24 protein-coding genes are annotated in these 23,473 nt (G+C 62.0%); 11 read left to right on the plus strand and 13 right to left on the minus strand.

Annotated elements, in window-relative coordinates:
* Positions 1-8: 8 nt before the first annotated feature.
* The 5 genes from NQ490_RS04385 to NQ490_RS04405 all read right to left on the minus strand — a co-directional run bounded on the left by NQ490_RS04385 (position 9) and on the right by NQ490_RS04405 (position 4,114).
* Entirely contained in the window at positions 9-458 is a 450-nt protein-coding gene (locus NQ490_RS04385; protein WP_007047647.1) for a low molecular weight protein-tyrosine-phosphatase, read from the minus strand.
* 36 nt (positions 459-494) lie between these two features.
* Complete coding sequence (locus tag NQ490_RS04390) at positions 495-1,880, minus strand: alanine/glycine:cation symporter family protein (RefSeq protein WP_007047648.1); 1,386 nt, start codon at positions 1,878-1,880, stop codon at positions 495-497.
* A gap of 86 nt (positions 1,881-1,966) precedes the next feature.
* Entirely contained in the window at positions 1,967-2,620 is a 654-nt protein-coding gene (locus NQ490_RS04395; protein WP_007047649.1) for an NAD(P)H-hydrate epimerase, read from the minus strand.
* A 96-nt stretch (positions 2,621-2,716) separates the two neighbouring features.
* Entirely contained in the window at positions 2,717-3,328 is a 612-nt protein-coding gene (locus NQ490_RS04400) for an ECF transporter S component (protein ID WP_007047650.1), read from the minus strand.
* Positions 3,329-3,454: 126 nt separating this feature from the next.
* Positions 3,455-4,114 carry an HAD family hydrolase gene (locus tag NQ490_RS04405; RefSeq protein ID WP_040917831.1) on the minus strand — a complete coding sequence of 220 codons (660 nt, stop codon included), beginning with the start codon at positions 4,112-4,114 and terminating at the stop codon, positions 3,455-3,457.
* A 207-nt stretch (positions 4,115-4,321) separates the two neighbouring features.
* Here NQ490_RS04405 and NQ490_RS04410 point away from each other — a divergent pair, with 207 nt between their 5' ends.
* The 7 genes from NQ490_RS04410 to NQ490_RS04440 all read left to right on the plus strand — a co-directional run bounded on the left by NQ490_RS04410 (position 4,322) and on the right by NQ490_RS04440 (position 11,765).
* Complete coding sequence (locus NQ490_RS04410; protein WP_007047652.1) at positions 4,322-5,398, plus strand: branched-chain amino acid aminotransferase; 1,077 nt, start codon at positions 4,322-4,324, stop codon at positions 5,396-5,398.
* A 178-nt stretch (positions 5,399-5,576) separates the two neighbouring features.
* Positions 5,577-7,088 carry an amino acid adenylation domain-containing protein gene (locus NQ490_RS04415; RefSeq protein ID WP_007047653.1) on the plus strand — a complete coding sequence of 504 codons (1,512 nt, stop codon included), beginning with the start codon at positions 5,577-5,579 and terminating at the stop codon, positions 7,086-7,088.
* Between the two features lie 3 nt (positions 7,089-7,091).
* A complete protein-coding gene (locus NQ490_RS04420) occupies positions 7,092-7,325 on the plus strand; it encodes an acyl carrier protein (RefSeq protein WP_007047654.1) in 234 nt (77 codons plus the stop codon).
* A gap of 26 nt (positions 7,326-7,351) precedes the next feature.
* Complete coding sequence (locus NQ490_RS04425; protein WP_007047655.1) at positions 7,352-8,920, plus strand: MBOAT family O-acyltransferase; 1,569 nt, start codon at positions 7,352-7,354, stop codon at positions 8,918-8,920.
* A 31-nt stretch (positions 8,921-8,951) separates the two neighbouring features.
* Positions 8,952-9,950: an SGNH/GDSL hydrolase family protein gene (locus NQ490_RS04430; protein WP_007047656.1), complete on the plus strand. Its 999-nt coding sequence runs from the start codon at positions 8,952-8,954 to the stop codon at positions 9,948-9,950.
* A gap of 468 nt (positions 9,951-10,418) precedes the next feature.
* Positions 10,419-11,171 carry an alpha/beta hydrolase gene (locus NQ490_RS04435; RefSeq protein ID WP_040917832.1) on the plus strand — a complete coding sequence of 251 codons (753 nt, stop codon included), beginning with the start codon at positions 10,419-10,421 and terminating at the stop codon, positions 11,169-11,171.
* Between the two features lie 39 nt (positions 11,172-11,210).
* Positions 11,211-11,765 (plus strand): DJ-1 family glyoxalase III, encoded by a 555-nt coding sequence (locus tag NQ490_RS04440; RefSeq protein ID WP_007047659.1) that lies wholly within the window; start codon positions 11,211-11,213, stop codon positions 11,763-11,765.
* A 48-nt stretch (positions 11,766-11,813) separates the two neighbouring features.
* On the opposite strand, the gene NQ490_RS04445 is transcribed toward NQ490_RS04440, so the two are convergent.
* The gene (locus NQ490_RS04445; protein ID WP_040917833.1) at positions 11,814-12,218 is read right to left on the minus strand and encodes a methylglyoxal synthase; all 405 of its coding nucleotides are present in this window, start codon (positions 12,216-12,218) and stop codon (positions 11,814-11,816) included.
* Between the two features lie 259 nt (positions 12,219-12,477).
* On the opposite strand from NQ490_RS04445, the gene NQ490_RS04450 reads away from it, so the two are divergent.
* Positions 12,478-13,071 carry an RICIN domain-containing protein gene (locus NQ490_RS04450; protein WP_007047662.1) on the plus strand — a complete coding sequence of 198 codons (594 nt, stop codon included), beginning with the start codon at positions 12,478-12,480 and terminating at the stop codon, positions 13,069-13,071.
* A gap of 113 nt (positions 13,072-13,184) precedes the next feature.
* A complete protein-coding gene (locus NQ490_RS04455) occupies positions 13,185-14,372 on the plus strand; it encodes a DEAD/DEAH box helicase (protein ID WP_007047664.1) in 1,188 nt (395 codons plus the stop codon).
* Positions 14,373-14,421: 49 nt separating this feature from the next.
* On the opposite strand, the gene NQ490_RS04460 is transcribed toward NQ490_RS04455, so the two are convergent.
* Both NQ490_RS04460 and NQ490_RS04465 read right to left on the minus strand, forming a co-directional pair.
* Entirely contained in the window at positions 14,422-15,855 is a 1,434-nt protein-coding gene (locus NQ490_RS04460) for a sensor histidine kinase (RefSeq protein ID WP_007047665.1), read from the minus strand.
* On the minus strand, positions 15,852-16,538 hold the full coding sequence (locus NQ490_RS04465; protein WP_007047666.1) for a response regulator transcription factor: 687 nt from the start codon (positions 16,536-16,538) through the stop codon (positions 15,852-15,854). Before NQ490_RS04465 ends, NQ490_RS04460 begins: the two co-directional genes overlap by 4 nt.
* 180 nt (positions 16,539-16,718) lie before the next feature.
* Here NQ490_RS04465 and ychF point away from each other — a divergent pair, with 180 nt between their 5' ends.
* Both ychF and NQ490_RS04475 read left to right on the plus strand, forming a co-directional pair.
* On the plus strand, positions 16,719-17,849 hold the full coding sequence (ychF, locus tag NQ490_RS04470; RefSeq protein ID WP_007047667.1) for a redox-regulated ATPase YchF: 1,131 nt from the start codon (positions 16,719-16,721) through the stop codon (positions 17,847-17,849).
* Between the two features lie 13 nt (positions 17,850-17,862).
* Complete coding sequence (locus tag NQ490_RS04475; protein ID WP_007047668.1) at positions 17,863-18,546, plus strand: 5'-methylthioadenosine/adenosylhomocysteine nucleosidase; 684 nt, start codon at positions 17,863-17,865, stop codon at positions 18,544-18,546.
* A gap of 49 nt (positions 18,547-18,595) precedes the next feature.
* Here the strand turns inward: NQ490_RS04475 and NQ490_RS04480 are convergent, their stop codons facing one another.
* The 5 genes from NQ490_RS04480 to NQ490_RS04500 all read right to left on the minus strand — a co-directional run bounded on the left by NQ490_RS04480 (position 18,596) and on the right by NQ490_RS04500 (position 23,398).
* Complete coding sequence (locus NQ490_RS04480; RefSeq protein WP_007047669.1) at positions 18,596-19,030, minus strand: DUF523 domain-containing protein; 435 nt, start codon at positions 19,028-19,030, stop codon at positions 18,596-18,598.
* 68 nt (positions 19,031-19,098) lie between these two features.
* Positions 19,099-19,530 carry a hypothetical protein gene (locus NQ490_RS04485; protein ID WP_007047670.1) on the minus strand — a complete coding sequence of 144 codons (432 nt, stop codon included), beginning with the start codon at positions 19,528-19,530 and terminating at the stop codon, positions 19,099-19,101.
* A gap of 69 nt (positions 19,531-19,599) precedes the next feature.
* Positions 19,600-20,397, minus strand: a complete 798-nt coding sequence (locus tag NQ490_RS04490) for a diguanylate cyclase domain-containing protein (protein WP_007047671.1) — start codon at positions 20,395-20,397, stop codon at positions 19,600-19,602.
* 151 nt (positions 20,398-20,548) lie between these two features.
* On the minus strand, positions 20,549-22,096 hold the full coding sequence (malQ, locus tag NQ490_RS04495) for a 4-alpha-glucanotransferase (protein WP_007047672.1): 1,548 nt from the start codon (positions 22,094-22,096) through the stop codon (positions 20,549-20,551).
* 36 nt (positions 22,097-22,132) lie between these two features.
* Positions 22,133-23,398 carry a hypothetical protein gene (locus tag NQ490_RS04500; RefSeq protein WP_007047673.1) on the minus strand — a complete coding sequence of 422 codons (1,266 nt, stop codon included), beginning with the start codon at positions 23,396-23,398 and terminating at the stop codon, positions 22,133-22,135.
* Positions 23,399-23,473 lie beyond the last annotated feature (75 nt).

The raw sequence follows: 23,473 nt of genomic DNA on the forward strand, positions 1-23,473 counted from the left end.
CTTACAATTTACAGAAGACTGCGCAGCAGCGCCGTGCAGCCTTCGTACACGTCCCGCCAGGTTGCCTCAAAATCGCCGGTGTACCAGGGGTCAGCCACCTCGCCGGGGCGGGCGGTGTAGTCCAGCAGGGCATGAATCTTCCCCGCCGGATCACCGCCGCAGATTCTGGTCATGTTGCGCAGATTGGCGTGATCCATCCCGATGAGCAGGTCATAGTGGGTGTAATCCGCCCGGGTCATCTGGCGGGCGGTCTTGCCGGCGCAGGAGATGCCGTGCTCGGCCAGTTTGCGCCGCGCCGGCGGATAGACCGGATTGCCGATCTCCTCGGTGCTGGTGGCGGCAGACGCAATCTCGAATGCAGCGGTCAGGCCCGCCTTCTCCACCAGATCTTTCATCACGAACTCGGCCATAGGGCTGCGGCAGATGTTGCCGTGACAAACAAACAGGATTTTGGTCATGGGTTCATTCCTTTCTTTGCAAGTGGAACCAAACCGTCAGGATTTCGGGGGCATACAGTTTTCCTCATAGTCCCGCAGGCTGGCCAGCGCCTTGGGCGCCAGCGGGAAGAGGGCGATCATATTGAAGACCGTCATCAGGCCCACGCCCACGTCCCCCAGGTCCCACACAAACTGGTAGGCCGCCAGACCGCCCACAAACAGCATGACCAGTGCCAGAATCTTGTAGGCCAGCTGGGCGCCCCAGCGGTCGCCGAAGAGGTAGGCCACGTTGGAGCGGGCGTAGAAGAGAATACCCAGAAAGGTGGACAGGCTGAACAGCCAAAGGATCACCGCAATGAAGACCACACCGAATTCTCCCAGGTGATAGTGCATGGCGGTCTGCAGCAGGTCCATTCCCTGCAGCCCATTGGTGAGTTCCGCGGGAGTCAGCAGCATGATCATGGCCGAGCAGCTGCAGAGGACCAGTGTATCGATAAATACGCCCAGCGCCTGCAAGAGCCCCGCCTTGGCCGGATGGTCGATGTGGGAGGCTGCCGCCGCGCAGGGGGCCGAACCGGAACCGGCCTCGTTGGAAAAAAGACCGCGCTTGGTGCCGTTCATGATGACGGCGCCGATGCCGCCGCCCGCCACCTGCCGCAGACCGAAGGCCTCGGCAAAGATACGCCCGAAGACACCGGGCAGCAGCGGCGCGTTTTTCACAATGATGAAGACCGTAATAAAAAAGTAGCAGGCCGCCATGACGGGGACCATAATGTCCAGCACCCGGACGGTGGCATTTTTGCGCAGCACGATCACCGCTGCTACCAGCACCAGGGCGATAGTGGAGTAGAGCGGCGGGATATGAAAGGCATTTTCAAAGGAAGCGGAGATGGAATTGCTGGTGACCTGGCTGATGCCGCACCAGCAGATAAGGCCCGACAGGGCAAACAGCGATGCAACAACCGAACGGCGATGTTTTTGGGGGTGGAACAGCGCGTGGAGATAGTAGGCCGGGCCGCCGCGGTAGCCGCCGTAGAGGGGATCCTTTTCCTTATAGATCTGGGCCAGGGTTGCCTCGATGAACGCCGTGGAGGACCCCAGCAGGGCCATGATCCACATCCAGAACACCGCGCCGGCACCGCCGGCGGAGATGGCCGCCACCACGCCCACCAGGTTGCCCATACCCACCCGGCAGGCGGTGGAGACGATGAGCGCCTGCACGCCGGACAGCCCATGCTCGGTCTTTTTGTTGTTGGAAAGGGTGACCCGGACCATCTCGGGAAAAAGGCGGAAGGGCAGGAACCGGGTGCGCAGGGTAAAATAGAGCCCCGCCGGGACCAGGATCATCACCAGCAGCGAAAGCCCCAGGGAACTGCCGCCGGGCAGCGGGATGGTGACAAGATCGCCCCAGAGCAGGGTATAAATGGCTTGGAACAGGGCCATGAAACAATTCCTCTCATTTTCTGCAGTGTAATGTAGAACATGTCCCATCAGTGTACCATAAACAGCCTTGTTTGGGAATGCCTTTTTTATACCTGGTGGCAAGCCTCGGGAATGCCGATGTCTGCCAGCAGCACCTCGCCGCAGTACGCCGCCCCCTGAGGTTCGGTGTGTACAGGCTTGCGGCTGTCAAAGCAGACCGTCAGGTCGGCCTGCACGGCGCCTTCGGCAGCTTCGCTGGTATCGGCGCAAAGACCACTGGGCAGATCCACCGCCAGCACAAAAGCCCCCGACGCCCTGGCCCGGTTCAGCAATCCGCAGGCTGCCTGCCCCGCCGGGCGCAGCGCTCCGTGGAAACCCGTGCCGTAGAGGGCATCCACCGCGGCCTGCCACCCCCGGGCGTCGGGCTGTTCCCCGGCAGACAACACCGTGACCGGCAGCTCCGCCAGCCATGCCCGGTTGGTACAGGCGTCCGGCGTTTTGGGTTCCCCTTCCGCCAGCCAGACACTGACTTTCCAGCCCGCCTTGGCAGCCATCCGGGCGATGACAAACCCGTCGCCGCCGTTGTTGCCCTTGCCGGCCACCACCAGCAGCCGCCCCGGCGCCGGACACCGGGCGGCCAGTTCCGCCCAGGCGGCCCGGCCCGCGTTTTCCATCATCTGGATGTACAAAAGGCCCGCTTCATTGGCCGCCTGCTCGATGCGCTTCATCTGGTCGGCGGTGACGACGGCTTTATTTTTCATAAGGTGTCCCTCCCTTTTTCTTGTATGGTATCATACCCTGCTGCGGAAATCCACAAAAAAAGTTCCGGGCCTTGCGGTCCGGAACACGGAAAGATATCAGTTCAGTTTGAGATATTTGCGCACCGGCAGGGCGACGGCGCCCGCCACCACGCAGCAGATGATCCACTCAATGACGGCCTGCACACCCACGAACATCACGATGAACATCAGGGCATTGGTGGCGCCCATGTTCTGGGCCGCGTCCTGCACGTAGGGAAGGTCGTAAAACAGCAGCACCAGCGCTCCCATAAAGAACACGGTGTTCAGCAGTGCCGTCAGCAGCCCGCCCGCAAAGCAGCAGAATTTTTCCCACTTGGGCAGCAGCTTGCACAGCGCCCGGAACAGCAGGGCCGCGCACAGTCCCATCAGGACGCGGGATACCACACACACCACAAAGGTTCCCGCCGGGCTGGCGCTGAACATCGCGGTGCTCAGAAGGCTTTTGCCTTCCATCGCCTGCAGGAAACTGGTGATGCCGAACGCGGCGCCCAGAATGGTCCCGGCCAGGGGTCCCATGGTCATGGCGCCGATGGCCACCGGTACCGACAGCAGCGACGCCGACAGCAGCCCGACCTGGAGATAGCCCAGGGGCGTATAGTTCATCACAAGGAGAATGGCCACCAGCAGCGCAAGCTGGGTGAGCCAACGGACGTTGGTACGCTTTTTCATATTCAATTTTCCTCCTGCTGCCGTCTCCTATACTTCGGGAGTACAGCGCAAATGTACAGCCCGCAGGCTGCCAAATCACAGTATAACGCAAAACCGGCCGCGTTACAAGCGGCCGGCAGAAAATCTTTACAGTTTGTCCTGGAGCATAAGGTCCCGCACCTCGTAGAGGTCGTGGCAGCAGCAGGTGTAGAGCTGGCGGATCTCGGCGTCGGGCTGGGCCAGATCGGGCACCATCACGGTCACCGCTCCCGCCGCATGGCCGGCACGCACCCCGTTGAAGCTGTCTTCCAGCACCAGGCAGTCATGGATGTCCAGCCCCAGACGGCGGGCTGCCTCCAGGAAGATATCCGGCGCCGGTTTGCTGCGCTGCACGTCGGCACCGCAGACAATGTCGTGGAAATACCGCGCCGTGCCGGTGGTCTGCAGGTTCTGCTCGATCATATTCCGCGGGCTGGAACTGGCCACGATCCGCGGCATGCCCCGGCTTTCCAGCAGTTCCAGCAGCTCCTTGAGCCCCGGCTTGCAGGGCACCCCCTGGGCAAAGCGCTCGTTGCCGATCTGCCAGACCTTGTCCAGCATCCTGCGGGGGTCCACACCGGGGAAGTACTCCTTCACATGGTCGATGAGATACTGCCCCGCCAGACCGCGCCCGCTGGCATAAAAGCTCTCGGTATCCGCCGGCATGGACACCCCCAGCGCCTCGCAGGCGGGCTCCCACAGGGTATCCCACAGACGTTCGGTGTCGAACATCAGGCCGTCCATATCAAAAATCACGCCTTTGACCATACAGGTGCCGTCCTTTCCATCCCGTAAAACCGTTTTTCGCACGCCCATTGTACCGCATTTTCCCCGGCCCGGCAAGAGATTTTTGTTCCGGTGAAATTGGGGCTTGTATTTACCGCTTTAGAGCGCTATAATTGGGTAAACTGCTTCCGGGTTGCTGTGCGGCGGCCCGCCTGGCGGCATTGTGATAAACTAGGGAGAGTGTAAATCATGTTGGACATCAAAATCACCAGAACGACTGCGCCCAAGGCGAAGCCGCAGGACGAAAGCAAATTGGGTTTCGGCAAGATCTTCAGCGATCATATGTTCCTGATGGATTATACCGAAGGCGAGGGCTGGCATGACGCCCGCATCGTCCCCTACGGCCCGTGGGAGATGGACCCCGCCACGACGGTCTTCCACTATGCGCAGGAGATCTTTGAGGGCATGAAGGCCTACCGTACCGCCGAGGGCAAGATCCAGCTGTTCCGCCCCGACTGCAACGCCAACCGCTACAACGATTCCGCCGACCGTCTGGGCATGCCCCCCATCCCACCGGAGGACTTCGTCCAGGCTGTGAAAGCCATTGTGGATGTGGATCGTGACTGGGTGCCCCATTCCGACGGCGCTTCGCTGTACATCCGCCCCTTCTGCATCGCCACCGATGTGGGCCTGGGCGTCCATGCGGCAAAGCACTACCGCTTTGCCATTATCTGCTCGCCCTCCGGTGCCTACTACGCCGAGGGTCTAGATCCCGTCCGTATCTACGTCGAGGATGAGTACATCCGTGCCGCCCCGGGCCTGACCGGCTTCACCAAGTGCGGCGGCAACTACGCCGCTTCCATCAAGGCCGGCGAGCTGGCCGAGGAGCGCGGCTTCAGCCAGGTTCTGTGGCTGGACGGCGTGGAGAAGAAGTACGTCGAGGAAGTCGGCTCCATGAACATCATGTTCAAGATCGACGGCAAGATCTACACCGCCGCCTGCACCGGCACCGTCCTGCCCGGCGTCACCCGCCGCTCCATCATCGAGCTGCTGAAGGACTGGGGCTATGAGGTCATCGAAGGCAAGCTGGCCATCGCCGACGTCATGAAGGCTGCCGACGAGGGCAAGCTGGAAGAGGTCTTCGGCACCGGCACTGCCGCCGTGGTCTCCCCCGTCAAGGAACTGGACTGGGAGGGCAAGGTGGCCCACATCAGCGGCGGCAAGATCGGCGAGCTGACCCAGAAGCTCTACGACACGCTGACCGGCATCCAGTGGGGCAAGCTGCCTGACACCAAGGGCTGGATCGTTCCCGTGGAAGAGCAGTAAATCCGATTTTGTAAAATTCCAGTGTAAAAAAGCGCGCAGGGAAGCGAAAAAGGCTTCCCTGCGCGCTTTTTCTTCAATTCTTTACATTTTCTTAATACAGAATATGGTATACTGTTCACAACCCGGGACCGGTTTTCGGGCTGCTTTGCTTTTTTCTAATGATAAAAAGGATTTTTCCATGAAACATATTCTGCAACTGCTGGACCGCACGGTCCGGCGCTGGGGTGCCCGCCCGGCCTTTGGCGACGAGCACGGCACTCTGACCTGGGCGGAGGTGGACTCCGCCGTGCAGCGCCTCGGCACCGCCCTGGCGGAGTACGCCGTACAGCACCGCCCGGTGGCCCTCTACCTGGACCACGAAGTGTCCTGTCTGCTGGCCATGCTGGGCACACTGGCCGCCGGCGGTTTTTACACCGTCCTGGATACCGCCCAGCCCCCTGAGCGGGTGCGGCGGATCACCGGCCAGCTGGAACCCGCTTTGCTGGTCACCGATGCCGCCCACCGGGCGGCCGCCGACGCCCTGGGTCTTGTCTGCCCGGTGGTGGAGCTGGAGGAGGCACTGGCGGTGACACCGGACACCTTCCTGCTGCAGACGCTGCGGGAGCAGGCCATCGACACCGACCTGGCCTACGTCCTCTTCACCTCCGGTTCCACCGGTACCCCCAAGGGGGTGGCCATCCAGCACCGGGCCGTACTGGCCTACAGCGCCTGGAGCGCCGGGACCTTCGGCATCGATGAGACGACGGTCTTCGGCAACCAGACCCCTTTCTACTTTTCCATGTCGGTGACCGATCTGTACACCGCTCTGCGCACCGGCGCACAGCTGCAGGTGATCCCCAAGCGGCTGTTCAGTTTTCCGGTGCAGCTGCTGGATTACCTGACCACCCACGAGGTCAACACCCTCTACTGGGTGCCGTCCGCCCTGGGCGGCGTGGTGCGGTGGAAGGCGCTGGACTACACGGCACTGCCGCCGCTGCGCACCATCCTGTTTGCCGGGGAAACCATGCCCACCCCCTACCTGAACTACTGGCGGGCCCACTATCCCGGGGCGCTGTTCGCGAACCTCTTCGGCCCCACCGAGACCACCGACATCTGCAGCTACTATATCGTTGACCGGGATTTCGCCGACGACGAGCCGCTGCCCATCGGCCGTGCCTGCGACAACTGCGGCCTGCTGATCCTTACCGAAGACGGCCGGGCCGCCGCCCCCGGCGCGGTGGGCGAACTCTGCGTACGGGGTAGTTTTCTGGCGGCAGGATACTACAACATGCCCGACAAGACCGCCGAGCGGTTCTGCCCCAACCCGCTGCAGCCCCACTACCCCGAAACGATCTACCGCACCGGCGACCTGGTACGGTATGACGACCAGGGACTTTTGCAGTACATGGGCCGGGCCGACAACCAGATCAAACACATGGGCTACCGCATCGAGCTGGGGGAGATCGAGACGGCAGCCTTCGGGCAGGAGGGGCTGCAGAGCTGTGCCTGCCTCTACGATGCTCCCCGGGACCGGCTGGTGCTCTTTTACACCGGCAAAAAGGGCCTGGAGGAGGCACTGCGTCCCCGGCTGGCCCAGCGTCTGCCCGCCTACATGCAGCCCACGGTGTACCGCCGCCTGCAGGCCATGCCCCAGAATCAGAACGGAAAAATCGACCGCGCCGCATTGCGCGCCCTTTGCAAGGAGGACTGAACCATGCATACCATGGATGAGATCATGAACATTCTTTCCGAAGTGAAACCCGGCATCGAAGCGGGCCCCGACACCGAACTGGTGCGCACCGGCGTACTGGATTCGGTGGACATCATGTCGGTGGTCATGGCCCTGGCCGAAGAATTCGACCTGGAGATCAGCCCGCTGGACCTGAAAGAGGAAAACTTTCACACACCGCAGGCGATCCTCGATCTGGTCAACCGGCTGGACGACTGAGCCGCTGACCCCTTAGGAGTTCGTCTATGGCTTACAATTCCTTTCCCTACTTATGCATCTTCCTGCCGCTGTGCTGGCTGGCCTGGGCGCTGCTGCCCCAGCGGTACCGGCCCGCAGCCCTGCTGGGCGGCAGCCTGATCTTCTACTGGCTCACCGCCGGGACCTACACTGTCTGGCTGCTGCTGGCCGCTGCCCTGACCTGGGTGCTGGGGCTGGGACTGGGCCGTCTGCAGGTCTTGCAGGAGGCCACCGTGCCGGGGCTGGACAAGCCCGCCCGCAAGGAGGTCAAACAGCAGTTTGCCGCCCTCCAGAAAGGCATGGTAGCGGTGGGCGTCATCGGGCTGCTGGGCCTGCTGGTCTGGTTGAAATACCTGCCTTTCCTGGTCCGCACCCTCAACGCGGTGCTGGCCCGTCTGCCCATGGGCTGGCAGGTCACTTCCCCAAGTTTCGTGCAGCCTTTGGGCCTCAGTTTCTTCACGCTGATGGCCCTGAGCTATCTCTTCGACGTGCGGCGCGGCACCACCCGGCCTGCCGCCCACTACTGGCAGGTCCTGCTCTACCTGAGCTTCTGGCCCCATGTGGTGGAGGGTCCCTTTGACCGCTGGGCCCGCATTTCCCCGGCTCTGCTGGACCCGCCCAAGCCCGATTACCGCACCTTCACCTTCGGCGTCCAGCGGATCCTGTGGGGCATGATGAAAAAACTCATCATCGCCGACCGGGCCAACATGTACGTCAAGGCGGTCTTTGACGACTGGACCAAATATTCCGGCAGTGCCGTCCTGGTGGCCACCCTGCTCTACACCCTGCAGCTCTACGCGGAATTTTCCGGCTGCATGGACATGGTGCTGGGTGCCGCCCAGTGTTTCGGTGTGCCGCTGGAGGAAAATTTCCGCCAGCCCTTCTTTGCCCGCAGTGTCAGCGAATTCTGGCGCCGCTGGCACATCACCCTGGGCGCCTGGCTGCGGGAATACCTGTTCCAGCCCGTCATCGTCAGCAAACCCATGATGCGCTTCGGCAAATGGTGCCGCACCCGGTTCGGCGCAGCGCTGGGCCGCAGCATGCCGGTCTGGGCGGGCCTGCTGCTCACCTGGCTGGCCATCGGCATCTGGCACGGCGCCGGCTGGCTCTACATTGTATACGGGCTGTACTACTTTGCGCTCCAGTGGCTGGGCGAGGTCTGCGAGCCTGCGCTGCTGCGCCTTTGCCCCGCCCTGCCTCAGTGGCGCACCCGCCGCTGGTACAAACTGTGGCAGGTGGTGCGCACCTTTGTGCTCGTGAACTTCGGCATGCTGATCTTCCGCTCCAACGGCACCCGGGCGGCCCTCGACATGCTGGCCAGCCTGCGCCGCCCCTATACAGGCAGCCTGCTCATCAAGCTGGATGCGGCCGATCTGTGGGTGCTGGTCGTGGGTGCGGCGATCCTGCTGGCCGTGGACCTGGCCCACGAGCGGGGCATCGCCATCCGCGAGGCCATCGCCCGCCGTCCCCTGCCGCTGCGCTGGGCCGTCTACTGCGGCGCCATGCTGGCGGTCATGATCTTCGGCGCTTACGGCGACAACTACGATCCCGCTGCGTTCATTTACGCGCAGTTCTGACGGGACCGATCACAAAACGGGAGTATCCTGTATGTCTTTACAAACCTGGCAAAAAAACGCCCTCCGCATCATCGCCTTTCTGCTGGTGCTGCTGATGCTGGTGCTGGCCGTGGGCCATTACCTGATGCCCCAGTCCAACCGCTACCTGGAAGGCTACACGGCGGGCGGCATCCTGGGGGAGGACTTCGACACCATCGACGTGCTGGTCCTGGGGGATTCCAACGCCGCCCAGGGCATCGCCCCCATGAAATGGTACGATGAGCATGGCATCACCGGCTACACCTACGCGGCGGGCTGGCTTTCCATGTACAACATCTACTACCGGCTACAGCAGATCTACGAGGAGCAAAGTCCCAAAGTGGTGGTACTCTGCACAGCGCCCGCCTACACCAAAAAGAGCAGCGAGAGCTATATGCAGAGCGCCCTGGGCGACATTGCCGACGAGCTGCTGCCGCTGCTTCGCTTCCATGACAACTGGAAGTATCTGCGCCCCGACAACCTTTTCACCGAGAAGGACTACAGCTGGCGGGACATCAACAAAGGCTACAGCCCCATCACCGATGTGGCCGCCCGCCCCAACACCGATTACATGTACGACACCGGCGCCAGCGAGTCCATCCCCTTCCTGGTGAAATTCTATATGCAGCGCATCCTGCAGCTGTGCGACGACCACGACAGCGAGGTACTGCTGGTCACGGTGCCGGCAGCGGTGGGCTGGAACCTGGCCCGCCACAACGGCATCGCCGCCTTTGCCGAGGAAAACGATGTTCCCTACCTGGATTTCAACATGGCGGACAGCAACCCCGGCATCGACTGGACCACCGACTCGGCAGACGGCGGCACCCACCTGAACTGGCTGGGAGCCCAGAAAGTCACCGAGGCACTGGGAGACTATCTGCTGGCGCACTACGACCTGACGGATCACCGCGGTCAGCCCGGCTACGAGACCTGGGACAGTGACGCCCAGAGCTACCGGGACCTGCTGCCGGAAATCAACCAGCGGGTGCAGGAAAACGCCGGCCTTGTATAAATTGCACAAATGTGCAGTCCATTTTTGCAGCACATTGTACATGCATTCCTCTTGCAAAGAAAGTCGAAATGTTGTAGTATAGAAGCACAGAAAGCAATGACGCTTTGGAACGGTTGGTAAGGTCCACCGTACCAAAGCGCTTTTTTGTGAAAGACTTTCTGGCAAGAGGAAGAATACCAGAGCGCCCTGCCGGTCATCCTGGAAGGGCATCCACTTGTAGAGGGGTGGGTTCCGTTCGATATACGAGCGGCAAGACGTTCTGTTTTTCTCCTTCTTTTTGAAACGGGACGGGGCAGTGGCCGTCCCGTTTTATTTTTACCTTTTTCCCGGCGCCGGCGCGTTATGGGCCGGCGCTGTTTTCTTTTTGCCGGATTTTCTGCGAAATATCCCCGGGCGATTGAAAAAAAGCGCCGGATGCGGTACAATAAAACAAACCTGTTGATTCTGTTAAAAGGAGCGCGGACCCTCATGGTCGAAACCTTTACCACCCGGATCACCCCCTACGGGCTGGACCGCAAGGTCTTTCTCTATCTGCCGGACGACTGGCAGACATCCGGCAAGCGGTACCCGGTGGTGTATATGTTTGACGGACACAACCTGTTCTTTGATGCCACCGCCACCTACGGCACCTGCTGGGGACTGAAGGAATATCTGGATGCCCATCCCGAAGCCATCGTGGCGGCGCCTGAATGCAACCACGAGGGCAACCGGCGGCTGGAGGAATACTGCCCCTACGATTCCGACTGGTTTGACGGCATCCACGGCACCGGCAAGGCCTATATGGACTGGCTGGTGGGGGAATTCAAGCCCTGGATCGACGCCCGCTATCCCACCCTGTCCGACCGGGCCCACACCGCCATCGGCGGCTCCAGCATGGGCGGGCTCATGAGCCTGTATGCCGCGACCCGCTACAACGATGTTTTCAGCAAGGGGGCCTGTCTGTCGCCGTCGGTACGGCTCTGCATGGAGCCGTTGACCGCCGATCTGCGCGCGGCCAGGCTGCGCAAGGACACCCGCTTTTATCTGAGCTGGGGCGAACGGGAAGCCCGCGACCAGCACCAGCTGGCCGAGTACACCCACAACGCCCTGACCGTGGCCCGGCTCCTCAGCGAAAAGGGTGCTGCGGTCTACCCCTATTTTCAGATGGACGGACGGCACTGCGAAGCCGACTGGCGCCGCCAGCTGGACCGCTGCTTCCGTTTTCTGTTCGGCTGGGAATGACCCGGCCGCGATAACCGAACCCGAAGGAGGTATTTTCCTATGTCAAAAGCTGTGATCTTTTTTGCCCCGGGCCTGGAGGAATGTGAAGGCCTGCTCTGCGTGGACCTGCTGCGCCGCGCCGGGGTGGAGGTGACCATCGCCGCGGTGGGCGGCAGCCAGACCGTGACCAGTTCCCATCATGTGAACATCGTAGCCGATGCCCTGGCCGAACAGGTGGACTACAGCGCCTATGACGCCTGCATCCTGCCGGGCGGCATCCCGGGCGTGAACAACCTGAAAGCCGACGCCACCGTGCGCAAGGTCTGCCAGGACTACGCCGCTGCCGGCAAGACCGTGGCCGCCATCTGCGCCGGTCCCACCGTGCTGGCCAGCTTCGGTGTGCTCAACGGCAAGAAAGCCACCGTCTACCCCGGCATGTACGGCGCGCTGACCGAGGGCGGTGCCGAGTACACCGGCCTGCCGCTGACCATCGACGGCAATATCGTCACCGGCGAAGCGCTGGGCGCCGCGATCCCCTTTGCCCTGGCCCTGGCCCGTCTGCTGGGCAGCGCTGAGGATTCCGACCGCGTGAAGAAAGCCATCGTCTACCAATAAGAGCAAACAAAAGAGGCTGTTTCCCAAGGGAAACAGCCTCTTTGCTTTTTATTTCCGGCCTCGCTGCAGTTCGATCCAGGCCAGATCGCCGCGCTCCAGGCCGTGGATGAGCACCTCCGCCGTGGCGATGTTGGTGGCCACCGGAATGGTGTGCATATCACACAGACGCAGCAGCGTCACATCATTGGGTTCTCCGGGCTTGGCCGCTACCGGGTCCCGGAAGAACAACAGCATGTCCACTTCCCCGCAGCCAATCATGGCCGCGATCTGCTCAGATCCGCCACGCCGCCCCGGATACAGGCACCGTACCGGCAGTCCGGTGGCGTCGTGCACGATCTTGCCGGTTACGCCGGTGGCGACCAGCTCGTTCTCCGACAGGATCCGGACGTACGCCGTACAAAACTGTGCCATCAATTCCTTGCGGGAATCATGGGCGATCAACGCGATTCTCATGACGAATACTCTCTCCCTCTGGGGGTCCACCATGACCCCGAAACAATACTATCTTTTATATGATACGGCAATTTCCCTAAAATTGCAAGTGCCGCAGCAAGCAAACCGCCAAAACTGCGGGGATTTTTTAGATAGTTCTCGTCGTTTTGCCTAAATCAAGTTGGGAAAGTTTGGCAAAACGGCGCGCGTTGTCCATGTTATAATAAAGGAAATCACAGGGGGTATCCCCGGGGGATGCCCTGCCAAAGGAGGATCTACCATGAGGAAATCTGCCCAGACGATCATTCGTCCCGACGCATGTTATACCATCGCCGCTGCAAACGGCCGGGTGTTGGAGGTGGCCGATTTCAATACCGAGAACGGCGCTTCGGTGCGTCTGTGGAGCTATGAAGGCCAGCCCTGGCAGCAGTGGAAGTTTGAGGAAGCCGGCGAGGGCGAATACCGCATCAAGAACCGCTTCACCGGCAAGGTCATGGACCTGGCCATGTCCGGCGTGAACAACGGCACCTGGGTCCACCAGTGGAGTCAGACTTCCGGCGCGGGCCAGCGCTGGCAGATCGTGGAAGCCGGCGGCGGCAAGGTCAAGCTGCGCAACGTACTGGCCGACAAGGTCATCGATCTGGTGGGCATGCGGGTGGAAAACGGCACCCAGGCCCAGATCTGGCAGGATGTTTCGGGTGAGAATCAGCTGTGGAAGCTGGAGCCCGTGCCCGACCGTCTGATGGAAAAGCCCATAGAGGCCCCGCCTGCCAAGGCGCCGGCCAAGGGCGGCAAGGCGGCCAAGGCCACCCGCACCCAGACCGGCAAGAAGTCCAGCGGCAAATCCGCCCGCCGGGCCAGCAAGAACAAGTAATTTCACCGAAAGGCCCCGCCTGCCGCGGGGCTTTTCTCTGCCTTGCAGGGGGCCGCAAAGCCTGTTATAATAAAAAGAAACCGTAAATCGTTACGAAAGGCAGTACAAACGCTATGCAGTTTACCGAGCTTACCCACGTTGCGCCGGAGATCATCCGCGCCACCCAGGCCATGGGCTTTACCGAGATGACCGAGATTCAGGAGAAAGCCATTCCGCTGATGATGGACGGCCACGACATGATCGCCAAGGCCCCCACCGGCACCGGCAAGACCGTGGCCTTCGGCATTCCCATTCTCTCCAAGGTGGACCCGGCCTCCCTCAAGCCCCAGGCCGTGGTGCTGAGCCCCACCCGGGAACTGGCCCAGCAGATTGCCCAGGACCTGCAGAACCTGGCCCAGTTCCTGCCTGCCATCAAAATCGTCTGCGTCTACGGCGGTGCCGGGCTGGACAAGCAGCAGCGCCAGCTGAAAGCCGGCTGCCAGATCGTGGTGGCCACCCCGGGCCGGCTGATGGACCACTACCGTCACCACGCCATCGATGTTTCCGACGTGGAGACCGTGGTGCTGGATGAGGCCGACGAGATGCTGAACATGGGCTTCTACAAGGATGTACGGCACATCATCGACCTGATGAAGCACCGCAAGAGTCTGTCCATGTTCTCGGCCACCATCAGCCGCGAAGTGCTGGACATCGGCTGGCTCTACCAGCACAACGCCGCCGAGGTCAGTGTGCAGCCGGTGGAGGATTCCAGCCCCAAGATCGCCCAGTACAAGCTGCTGACCACCGGCCGGGACAAGCTGGCCGACGCGGCCCAGATCATCATTTCGGAAGGCTACAAGCGGGTGATGATCTTCTGCAACACCAAGTACAATACCGGTATGCTGGCCAACCAGCTGGCCCGGCTGAACTTCAACGTGGACTGCCTGCACGGGGATCTTTCCCAGGCGGAGCGCAACCGCATCATGACCCGGTTCAAGGCCGGTGAGATCGCCGTGCTGGTGGCCACCGACGTGGCAGCCCGGGGCATCGATGTCTCCGACGTGGACGCCGTCATCAACTACGACGTGCCCGAGGAGAACGAGCACTACACCCACCGCATCGGCCGCACCGGCCGCGCCCGGAAGGAGGGCGCCAGCTACCTCTTCTACACCAAGGAGGAGCAGAAGCGGGTGGACCAGCTGCTGCGGCTGACCCGCAACCTGGACGACTGCAAGGCTGTGAAATTCGACTTCAACCACGAGAAGCTCATCGTGGAGGAGGCAAAGCCCCAGGACCGGTTCCAGATCAAAGCCTACTTTTAATTGACAAAAAAATTCCGGAAGCAATTGCTTCCGGAATTTTTGTTTTGGGTCAGTTGCCGGCCGGCAGGGTAAAGACGAAACGGCACCACTTGCCTTCCTCGCTCTCGGCGTGGATCTGCCCGCCCGACAGGTTGATGAGGATCTTGCAGATGTGCAGTCCCAGGCCGCTGCCCCGGGTGTTCATACCCCGGGAGCGGTCCTCCTTGTAGAAGCGCTCAAACACAAAGGGCAGCGCTTCGGGGGCGATGCCGGCGCCGGTATTCTCGATGCGGACCTCCACCATATTGCCCTTTTTCTGGGCCGCAAAGGAGATGGTCCCGCCCTCCGGCGTGAACTTGATGGCGTTGTCCACAATGTTGTAGACCACCTGATGCACAAAGTCCGGGTCGGCGTAGATGGCCAGCGGCGGGCCGCCCAGTCCCTGGATGTCGATCTTGCCGTCCTCGATGCGCTGCTCATCGCTGAGCACCACGTCGGTGACGGTCTTCCACAGATCGTAGTTCTGGGCGTGGACCGGCACTTCCCCGGCCTCCAGCTTGGTGATGTCCAGCATGTTCTGCACCAGCCGGGCCAGACGTCCCGTCTCCTGGGAGACGATGGTCAGGTAGTGCTGGTTTTCCTCCGGCGGGATGGTGCCGTCCAGCATGCCGTCGATGAATCCCTTGATGGTGGTCATGGGGGTACGCAGCTCGTGGGCGATGTTGCCCATGAACTGACCCCGGGAGTTGTCGATGGTCTGCAGCCGCATGGCCATATTGTTGAAGGTGGTGGCAAAATCCGCCAGCTCCACGCAGCCGTCCACCGGGGCCCGGGCCGTGAAATCACCGCTGCCCAGCCGCCGGGCGGCCTCGCTGATATCCTCGATGGGGCCGGTGATGCGCTTGGCCAGCACCCAGCACAACAGGCTGCAGAGCAACAGGATGGCCGCTGCCGAGATGCCGAACATCACCAGCATGTCCAGAATGTAGGAGCCCAGCGCCGTCATGGGACTGGCGGCAAAGAGATACCCCACCGAACCGCCCACGTCGATGCGGCGCCCGGCCGTATAATATTTGTCTTTGTAGACGCCCCCCAGTGTGCCGGCGTCAAAGACATCGCCCCCGGCGTCCATCTCGTCCAGCAGTTCCCGGGGCACGGCCTGCTCGGTGAAGTCGCCGCCGTCGGTGTGCAGCAGCACCTGGCCGTCCTCCGCTGCCACGAAGACCAGCGCCCCCGAGGTGGTGTTGAACAGCTCAAACCCGCTGCGGGCATCCTGGGCACGGTCATCCCCCAAAGGTTTGGTGACGATGTCGCCGCCCTCGGCAAAGCGCTGGCTCAGGGCGCTGGCGCCGTCCAGAATGGCGGTGAGCGCCGCCCGCCGTTCATTGACAAAGTAGGCGGCAGACAGGGCCGTCTGGATGGCGCACATGACGCTGAGGCCCAGGATCAGCACCACCGCAATGGTGGAGAAAAATTCCCGGCTGATGGTGTTGCGGCGGCTCATTCCCGTACCTCGAACTTATAGCCCACGCCCCAGACGGTTTTCAGATTCCACTTGTCGGAGGCGCCCTCCAGCTTTTCCCGCAGGCGCTTCACATGTACGTCGATGGTGCGGGAGTCGCCGTAATACTCGAAGCCCCACACCTCGTCCAGCAGCTGGTCGCGGGTGTAGACCCGGTTGGGATGCCCCGCCAGGCAGGCCAGCAGTTCCAGCTCCTTGGGCGGCGCTTCCACCACCTTGCCCTTGACCTTCAGCTCGTACCGGTTCATGTCCAGGTGGAGGTTGTCAAAGTCGTAAACACCCTTGTTGTCCTCCTCCTTGGTGGAGCGGCGCAACACCGCCTTGATACGTGCCGTGACCTCCTTGGCATCAAAGGGCTTGACAATGTAGTCGTCGGCCCCCAGCTCCAGACCCAGCACCTTGTCGTAGGTCTCACCCTTGGCCGTCAGCATGATGATGGGGGTGTTGTCCTTGGCACGGATCTTGCGGCAGACCTCCCAGCCGTCCATCACCGGCATCATCACATCCAGCAGCACCAGGTCGGGATGCAGCTTGTCAAACTCGGTGAGCGCGGCGTTGCCGTCGTGCACCATCGTGACATTGTAGCCCTCCTTGACCAGATAGAGCCGCAGCAGTTCGCAGATATTTTTATCGTCATCCACTACCAGAATTTTTTCATTCGCCATGGTATCGTTCCTCCGTTTCGGCGGCGCACCCTCGCGGCACGCCCGCTATAGAGTTTATTATACCGTATAATTGTGGATAAAAAAAGAACACAAAAGCGGTTTTACCGCATTTTTCTTGCGTGGCGCCGTCCTTGTGTGTATAATAAGGGATGGAAAAACCGCCAAAAGGAGCGAAACAATATGAAATTAGGTATCGTCGGATTGCCCAACGTGGGCAAATCGACCCTCTTCAATGCCATCACCTCCACCCGCAACGCCCAGGCTGCCAACTATCCCTTCTGCACCATCGAGCCGAACTCCGGCATCGTGGCCGTGCCGGATGCCCGCCTGGACAAGCTGGCCGAAGTCTGGCAGACCGATAAAAAGACCCCTGCCATCGTGGAATTCGTGGACATCGCCGGCCTGGTGAAGGGCGCCGCCCACGGTGCCGGCCTGGGCAACAAGTTCCTGGGCCACATCCGGGAATGCGACGCCCTGGTGCATGTGGTGCGCTGCTTCGACGACGACAACATCGTCCACGTGGTGGAGGATGTGAACAAGCCGGAGGGCGTGGACCCCATCCGGGACATCGACGCCATCGACCTGGAGCTGATTCTGGCCGACCTGGAAGTGGTGAACAACCGTCTGGGCCGTCAGCAGAAGGCCGCCAAGACCGGCAACAAGGCCGCAGCCGCCGAGGCTGCCTGGCTGGCCGAACTGGCCGCCCATCTGGAAGCGGAGAAGCCCGCCCGCACCTTTGCCTTCGACGAGGAGGACGACGCCCAGAAGGCCGCCCGCAAGGAGCTGGGCCTGCTCTCCGCCAAACCGGTGATCTACGCCTGCAACGTGGGCGAGGATGATCTGCTGGGCGGTCTGGACGAAAACAAGTACTACCCGCTGGTGGTGGCCCGCGCCCAGGAAGAGGGCGCCCAGGCGCTGCCCATCTGCGCCAAGACCGAAGAGGACATTGCCGACTCCACCCCCGAGGAGAAGCTGGCCTTCCTGCAGGAGATGGGCATTGAGTCCACCGGCCTGGACAAGCTCATCAAGGCCAGCTACGAACTGCTGGGCCTGATCAGCTTCCTCACCGACGGCAAGAAGGAATGCCGCGCCTGGACCATCAAGAGGGGCACCAAGGCGCCCCAGGCTGCCGGCAAGATCCATTCCGACTTCGAGCGCGGCTTCATCCGGGCCCAGGTCATTCATTATCAGGATCTGGCCGACGCCGACTTCAACTATGCGGCGGTGAAATCCAAGGGCCTGCAGCACACCGAGGGCAAGGAATATGTGGTGCAGGACGGCGACGTGATCGAGTTCCTGTTCAATGTCTGATAGGAGGCCAGGTATGATCATCGGCATTATGGGCGCCATGCCCGACGAAGTGGATCAGCTCTGTGCGCGGCTGGAAAACGTAACCCGTGAAATGTATGCCGGGGTGGACTACCACTGCGGTACGCTGCACGGCAAACAGGTGGTGGTCTGTTGTGCCGGTATGGGCAAGGCCAACGCGGCCAGCACCGTGCAGGTGCTCTGCACCAAGTACGGCATCGACCATCTGATCTTCAGCGGCATTGCCGGCAACATGACCAGCAAGATCGGCATCGGCGATGTCTGTGTGGGCGAAACGGTGGTCTACCACGACGCCCAGCTGGACATGCTGGCCCAGAGTGCACCTTTTTTGAAGGAATATCACGGGGATCCCATGCTGGTGCAGGCTGCACTGGATGCCTGTGAGGCCTGCGGGGTGAAAGCCATCGCCGGCAAGATCGCCACCGGCGACACCTTTGTAGGGGACGCCGCCACCAAGAAACTCATCGAGGAGAAGTGCCACCCCGACTGTGTGGAGATGGAAGGCGCCGCGGTCAGCCAGGTAGCAGGCCGCAACGGGGTGCCCTGTGTGGTGCTGCGTGCCATGAGCGACAACGCCGACGAGAGCGGCTATGAAGTGCTGGTAGTCAAGCAGTTCAGCATCGCGGAGTACGTCAAGACCGCTACCGAGATCGTGGCGAATATGATCGAGCATCTGTAAATAAGATCAGGCGGGGCCTCCCTTCCGGGAGGCCCCGCCTTTCTTTTGTTCAGAGTTCCGGCACCCTGTCGATGTCTTCCACATCCACCACCCGGTAACCCCGGGCAGTGAGCGCCGCCGCCAGCATCCCCTGGCCGTCTATGAGATGCCGGGAAAAAGTCCCGTCGTAGATCTGTTTGACGCCGCAGGTAGGGCTGCGGGACTGCAGCACCACCAGATCGATGGTCTGCCCTTCAATCTGCGCCAGAGCCTTGTCCACCCCGGCGTGAAATGCGGCATCCACGTTCTCGCCGTACTGGTTGTAGGCCACACCGCCCCGCAGTTCCACGCAGGGGCGCGGCACCCCCAGCCCGCCCAGCACTTCGGGGCAGACGGGCACCACCTCATGGCCCTGCAAGCGCCGCAAAAGGGCCTCGCTGCGGTTATTCTTGCCGTTGTATTTGCAGTTTTCCCCCAACAGGCAGGCACTGACAAGGATTCTCATGGGCAGATCCCTTCCTTTCCGGTTCTGCCCTGATTATACCAGCCCGGCCTCCCTGCCGCAAGAGCCGGTCAGATAAATTCCCGCCAGGCGCTCTCGGCCCGGGACTGCAGTTCTTCCAGCTCCCCGCAGAGCTTCTTGGCTCCGGGGCTGGCGGTGGGATAATCCTTCTCCGCCCGCTTGCAGTCCAGCACCCCCTGGCCGCTGCCCTCGGCCAGCATGGTGGCCAGGTTGCGGGTGGATTTGTCCATCATGGTGCGGGTGCGGATGCCCATGCTCACACTCATCCGGTTGGCCGCACTCTGGCCGCGGGCCTGGGCACCGATGGCGTCCAGCGCCGTGTGGGCCGCCTGATTGATGCGGCGGTATTCCCGCTTCTGACGCATCATCTCATCCTTCAGCTTCTGGTCGTGGGTCAGCCCCATCAGCTCGTCCAGCGTATTCTTGCCCATCTCGGTGTTCTGGACGATCTCCTGCAGCATCTTTTCGTTGTCGCTTTGCATAGTAAAAACCCCCTTGTGTACTTGCGTCAAGCATAGTATGTACACAGGGGGGTTCGTTTTATGCAAGGGTTACAGCCGCTGCTGTGCCAGGGAGAGCATCATCTCCCAGGAGGAGGTCTCGCCCCATTCGGCGCTGGCGGTACTCACCGTGAAAGTGCCGCGCCGGGCCAGCGTGATGCTGAAGACACGGCGGGAAGATTCCAGCGCTTCGTTGATGGTCTGGGCCAGCCGCGCCGCCGGCATGCCCACCGTGATGGCCACAAACAGGCCATCCTCCAGGCGGGCCAGCACCGCATGATCCCGGTCGGTGCCCACGGCCAGCTGCAGGATGCCGGCCGCCGTATTCAGGCAACACTCCGCCGCCTGCTCGGACTCCTTGTCCCGCAGGTTCCAGTACTCGTTGACGCGCAGCATCACAGCACCCACCGGTTTGCCCTGCACCGCCTGCTTTTCAGCGTAGCTGCGGTATTCCTCCTGAATGTACCGGGCATTGTAGACACCGGTGATGTAGTCCCGGCGCATATCCTCCTGATACTGAGCCATGGCACGGTCATAGGAGTTCTGTTCCCCCGCCGACGCGTTGCTGTCGTGGGGCATCCGGCAGTGCATCAACAGCACACAGGGCCGGTCCTCCACCTGGATTCCCTGGTAGATACGCATCTCATCCCGGCCGTCCACCTGCCCCAGCTGCAGGCCGCGGCCGCTCTCATCCAGCATGGGCACCGGACCGCTCTCAGCGCCCGGTTCCAGTGTGGCCGGATCCAGCAGCGCACCGCGGTACGGATCCACGATCTGCACCCCTTCGAACATCTGTTCCAGCGCAGCGATCTCGACCGCCAGCTCTTCCTTTGTATACTCCAGCTTCATATCGCTCCCTCACTTGCGAAAAGCATCCTCCGTCCCACGGAACGGGTATTGTATATAGATGTATATTACCACATTTTCGGACTTTTTCCTAGGTAGCCGTTGCACAAAGAATTTTACGGCAGACGGTTCAATACTGGGCGATGTTTACAAATCAGTCCTTCTTTGTGGCCGAAGCCCGGGGATCGGTGCGGAAATACCGCGCCGTCAGGGCACGGATCTCCTTGGCCAGAGCCGGGGTCAGCGCCTTTTCCTCGGCGCGCCACTGCCAGTTGCCCTGAGCCTTGCCGGGGGTGTTCATGCGGGCCTCGGCCGGGGCTTCCAGCCAGTCCGCCAGCGGGATGACCGCCAGCGCCGCCGGACTTGCCAGCACGCCGCGCAAGAGCCCCCGCAGATAGCCCTCCTGCTCGGTGAGGGCAAAGTAGTCGATGGCCTGCCGGCGACCTGCCGGACCCACCTCCTCGGCAAACCAGCCGGCCAGGGTGTTGTTGTCGTGGGTGCCGGGGTAAGCCACGCAGTTGCGGGGATAATTGTGCGGCAGATCGACACTATCCTGCCCGGTAAAGGCAAATTGCAGCACCTTCATGCCGGGGAAGCCGCTTTCCTTGAGCAGCTGCCGCACCGAGGGGAACATCTCCCCCAGGTCCTCCGCCACGATGGGCAGATCCCCCATGGCCTCGTGCAGCGCCCGGAACAGATCCATGCCGGGGCCCTGCTCCCACCGGCCGTTGCGGGCCGTGGGATCCCCCGCCGGGATTGCCCAGTAGGTATCAAATCCCCGGAAATGGTCGATGCGCAGGATGTCATAGATGGACAGTGCATGGCGCACCCGGCCGATCCACCAGGCATAGCCGGTGCGCTTGTGGTAGTCCCAGTCGTAGAGGGGATTGCCCCAGAGCTGGCCGTCCTCGGCAAAATAGTCCGGCGGGCAGCCCGCCACGCGGCGGGGCCGGCCCTCGGCATCGGTCTCAAACAGATCGGTGCCCGCCCAGGCATCGGCAGAGTCCGGCGCCACATAGATGGGGATATCCCCCATGATGGAGATGCCTTTATTGGCTGCATATTCATGCAGGGCACGCCACTGGCGGTCGAACTCGTACTGCAAAAATGCCCAGAATTCGATCTCCTCGGCATGCTCGGCCCGGAACTTGGCCAGGGCCGCCGGATCCCGGCGGCGCAGCGCCCGGGGCCACTGCTGCCAGTCGGTCATGCCGTTTTCTTCCTTGATGGCCATGTACAGGCAGTAGTCCGGCAGCCAGTCCGCCGAAAGGAACTGGAACCGGTACCAATCATCGGGATAGGGTGTCTCGTACCCCGGTACCGGACGGCGCTTGAGGAAGTTGGCGTAGGCCTTGCGCAGCACCGGGAACCGGCGCTCATACAGGGTGCCGTAGTCCACACGGGTCTTGTGGGCACCCCACTGCAGAAAGGCATAGTCCTTACGCTGGAGCAGCCCCTCCTTGGCCAGCAGATCCAGGTCGATGAAATAGGGATTGCCCGCAAAGGCCGAACAGCTCTGGTAGGGGCTGTCCGCATAGCCGGTGGGCCCCACCGGCAGGATCTGCCACACGCTCTGCCCCGCACGGGCCAGAAAATCCACAAACCGGCGCGCCGGGGCGCCCAGGCTGCCGATGCCGTACCCGCCTGGCAGGCTGGAGATCGGCATCAGGATTCCGCTGCAACGTTTCAGTTCCATCATCATTCCCCTTTTCCATACAAATGCCTGCACAGGCAGGTTTTATTCTTCGGTGTCGGTATTGGCCTGGGTGGCGCCCAGGGCTTCGAGGGCCGCCTCGGTGAAGGCAGTGCGTTCCGCCGTGGTCCGTTTTCCCTCCCGCAGGGATTCCTCATTGGCCGTCAATGCGTCGGCCTGGGCCTGGGTGACCGTGATGCCCGGCAGAATACCAGTACCGGCCTGCTGGATCTGCATGGCTCCCAGGGTGGTGGTGTCCGACGCGGTGTTCCACGGCGTGATGACCCCCAGCGTTCCGGTGAGGGTTTCCTCCCCTTCCCCGCTGCTGTAAAGCCACAGGGCTGCGCTCTTGGCGGCTTTCTGGGCGGTCTCGTCGGCACCGGCACGCAGGGTCAGATACCCCGCATCAGCCAGCACCGGGTAGTTGAGCAGGCCCGTCAGGTTGTATTCCTCGGTGGAGAGATCGCTCTCCTCCAGGTTGCACTTGAAGGGGATCAACACCAGGCTCTGGCAGGCCTCCGACCCGTAGGCCGAGAGCAGATCGGTCAAGGTGGCGCGGCGGAAAAGCGCCGTCTCATCGCTGTCGGCCAGATTGTCCCATTCCAGCGTCACGGCGCTGTATACGCCGTTGAGAGGACCGGTGAGGGTGTCCTCGTTCACCTCACTGCCCGCCGCCAGCATGGCTGCCGTGTAGCCGGAAACCCGGTCCATCGGCTCCGAGAACACGCCGGTGGCGTTCAGGGTATCGGGCTTGGTCTCAGGCAAGGTGTAGTCGCTGCCCGACAGCGTCACGGTGGCAGCTTCCGGTTCCTCCAACCAGGCCTGCAGCGTCTCCACAAAGTCGCTCCACTCATCCCAGCTGGCGTTCTGCAGCGCCGTGAGCCCGCCTTCCCCCAGAAGGGAGGTGACCACCGTGCCGTTGGCCCAGTAGCCGTAGAGGCTGCGGCCCAGGGGCAGGGCGTCGGTGCTCTCGGTGATGCCGGCCCGGGAGGCGGCAGCCGCCAGCAGGGTATCGCTCATCACGTCCAGCCCGTCCACCAGGTCGCCGGGGGTGTGATCCAGCGCCGCCAGATCGGCGGTGGCCGGGTCCCCGGTCACGTTCAGTGTCACCTGCTGGGCCGCGGCATAGGCCTGCAGCGCCGGCATCAGGGCGTCGGTGGCGTAGACATTCAGGGTCTGGGGAGCGGGGGCCGCAGCGGTCTCCACCGTGGCCGTATTCTCGGACGGTTGCAGCGCCTCCAGCGGATTGGCCGCGCAGCCCGCCAACAGCAGCGCCGGCAGAGCCAGCGCCGCGAAACGGATCATCTTCATAGGGCAAATTCCTTACGTTCTAGAATAAAATGGTACTGCCTTTTATTATATAAGATTTCGGTGTTTTTTTCCACA

The sequence above is a fragment of the Subdoligranulum variabile genome (assembly GCF_025152575.1).
GTDB lineage: Bacteria > Bacillota > Clostridia > Oscillospirales > Ruminococcaceae > Gemmiger > Gemmiger variabilis.

What these genes read in the sequence shown, in the direction of transcription:
- NQ490_RS04445 (WP_040917833.1), bottom strand. Translation starts at nt 12,218, where the DNA reads ATGAGAATCGCGTTGATCGCCCATGATTCCCGCAAGGAATTGATGGCA.
- malQ (WP_007047672.1), bottom strand. Translation starts at nt 22,096, where the DNA reads ATGATGATGGAACTGAAACGTTGCAGCGGAATCCTGATGCCGATCTCC.
- NQ490_RS04450 (WP_007047662.1), top strand. Translation starts at nt 12,478, where the DNA reads ATGAGGAAATCTGCCCAGACGATCATTCGTCCCGACGCATGTTATACC.
- NQ490_RS04465 (WP_007047666.1), bottom strand. Translation starts at nt 16,538, where the DNA reads ATGGCGAATGAAAAAATTCTGGTAGTGGATGACGATAAAAATATCTGC.
- NQ490_RS04395 (WP_007047649.1), bottom strand. Translation starts at nt 2,620, where the DNA reads ATGAAAAATAAAGCCGTCGTCACCGCCGACCAGATGAAGCGCATCGAG.
- NQ490_RS04415 (WP_007047653.1), top strand. Translation starts at nt 5,577, where the DNA reads ATGAAACATATTCTGCAACTGCTGGACCGCACGGTCCGGCGCTGGGGT.
- NQ490_RS04425 (WP_007047655.1), top strand. Translation starts at nt 7,352, where the DNA reads ATGGCTTACAATTCCTTTCCCTACTTATGCATCTTCCTGCCGCTGTGC.
- NQ490_RS04410 (WP_007047652.1), top strand. Translation starts at nt 4,322, where the DNA reads ATGTTGGACATCAAAATCACCAGAACGACTGCGCCCAAGGCGAAGCCG.
- NQ490_RS04480 (WP_007047669.1), bottom strand. Translation starts at nt 19,030, where the DNA reads ATGAGAATCCTTGTCAGTGCCTGCCTGTTGGGGGAAAACTGCAAATAC.
- NQ490_RS04400 (WP_007047650.1), bottom strand. Translation starts at nt 3,328, where the DNA reads ATGAAAAAGCGTACCAACGTCCGTTGGCTCACCCAGCTTGCGCTGCTG.
- NQ490_RS04490 (WP_007047671.1), bottom strand. Translation starts at nt 20,397, where the DNA reads ATGAAGCTGGAGTATACAAAGGAAGAGCTGGCGGTCGAGATCGCTGCG.
- NQ490_RS04435 (WP_040917832.1), top strand. Translation starts at nt 10,419, where the DNA reads ATGGTCGAAACCTTTACCACCCGGATCACCCCCTACGGGCTGGACCGC.
- NQ490_RS04455 (WP_007047664.1), top strand. Translation starts at nt 13,185, where the DNA reads ATGCAGTTTACCGAGCTTACCCACGTTGCGCCGGAGATCATCCGCGCC.
- NQ490_RS04500 (WP_007047673.1), bottom strand. Translation starts at nt 23,398, where the DNA reads ATGAAGATGATCCGTTTCGCGGCGCTGGCTCTGCCGGCGCTGCTGTTG.
- ychF (WP_007047667.1), top strand. Translation starts at nt 16,719, where the DNA reads ATGAAATTAGGTATCGTCGGATTGCCCAACGTGGGCAAATCGACCCTC.
- NQ490_RS04430 (WP_007047656.1), top strand. Translation starts at nt 8,952, where the DNA reads ATGTCTTTACAAACCTGGCAAAAAAACGCCCTCCGCATCATCGCCTTT.
- NQ490_RS04440 (WP_007047659.1), top strand. Translation starts at nt 11,211, where the DNA reads ATGTCAAAAGCTGTGATCTTTTTTGCCCCGGGCCTGGAGGAATGTGAA.
- NQ490_RS04485 (WP_007047670.1), bottom strand. Translation starts at nt 19,530, where the DNA reads ATGCAAAGCGACAACGAAAAGATGCTGCAGGAGATCGTCCAGAACACC.
- NQ490_RS04460 (WP_007047665.1), bottom strand. Translation starts at nt 15,855, where the DNA reads ATGAGCCGCCGCAACACCATCAGCCGGGAATTTTTCTCCACCATTGCG.
- NQ490_RS04420 (WP_007047654.1), top strand. Translation starts at nt 7,092, where the DNA reads ATGCATACCATGGATGAGATCATGAACATTCTTTCCGAAGTGAAACCC.
- NQ490_RS04405 (WP_040917831.1), bottom strand. Translation starts at nt 4,114, where the DNA reads ATGGTCAAAGGCGTGATTTTTGATATGGACGGCCTGATGTTCGACACC.
- NQ490_RS04385 (WP_007047647.1), bottom strand. Translation starts at nt 458, where the DNA reads ATGACCAAAATCCTGTTTGTTTGTCACGGCAACATCTGCCGCAGCCCT.
- NQ490_RS04390 (WP_007047648.1), bottom strand. Translation starts at nt 1,880, where the DNA reads ATGGCCCTGTTCCAAGCCATTTATACCCTGCTCTGGGGCGATCTTGTC.
- NQ490_RS04475 (WP_007047668.1), top strand. Translation starts at nt 17,863, where the DNA reads ATGATCATCGGCATTATGGGCGCCATGCCCGACGAAGTGGATCAGCTC.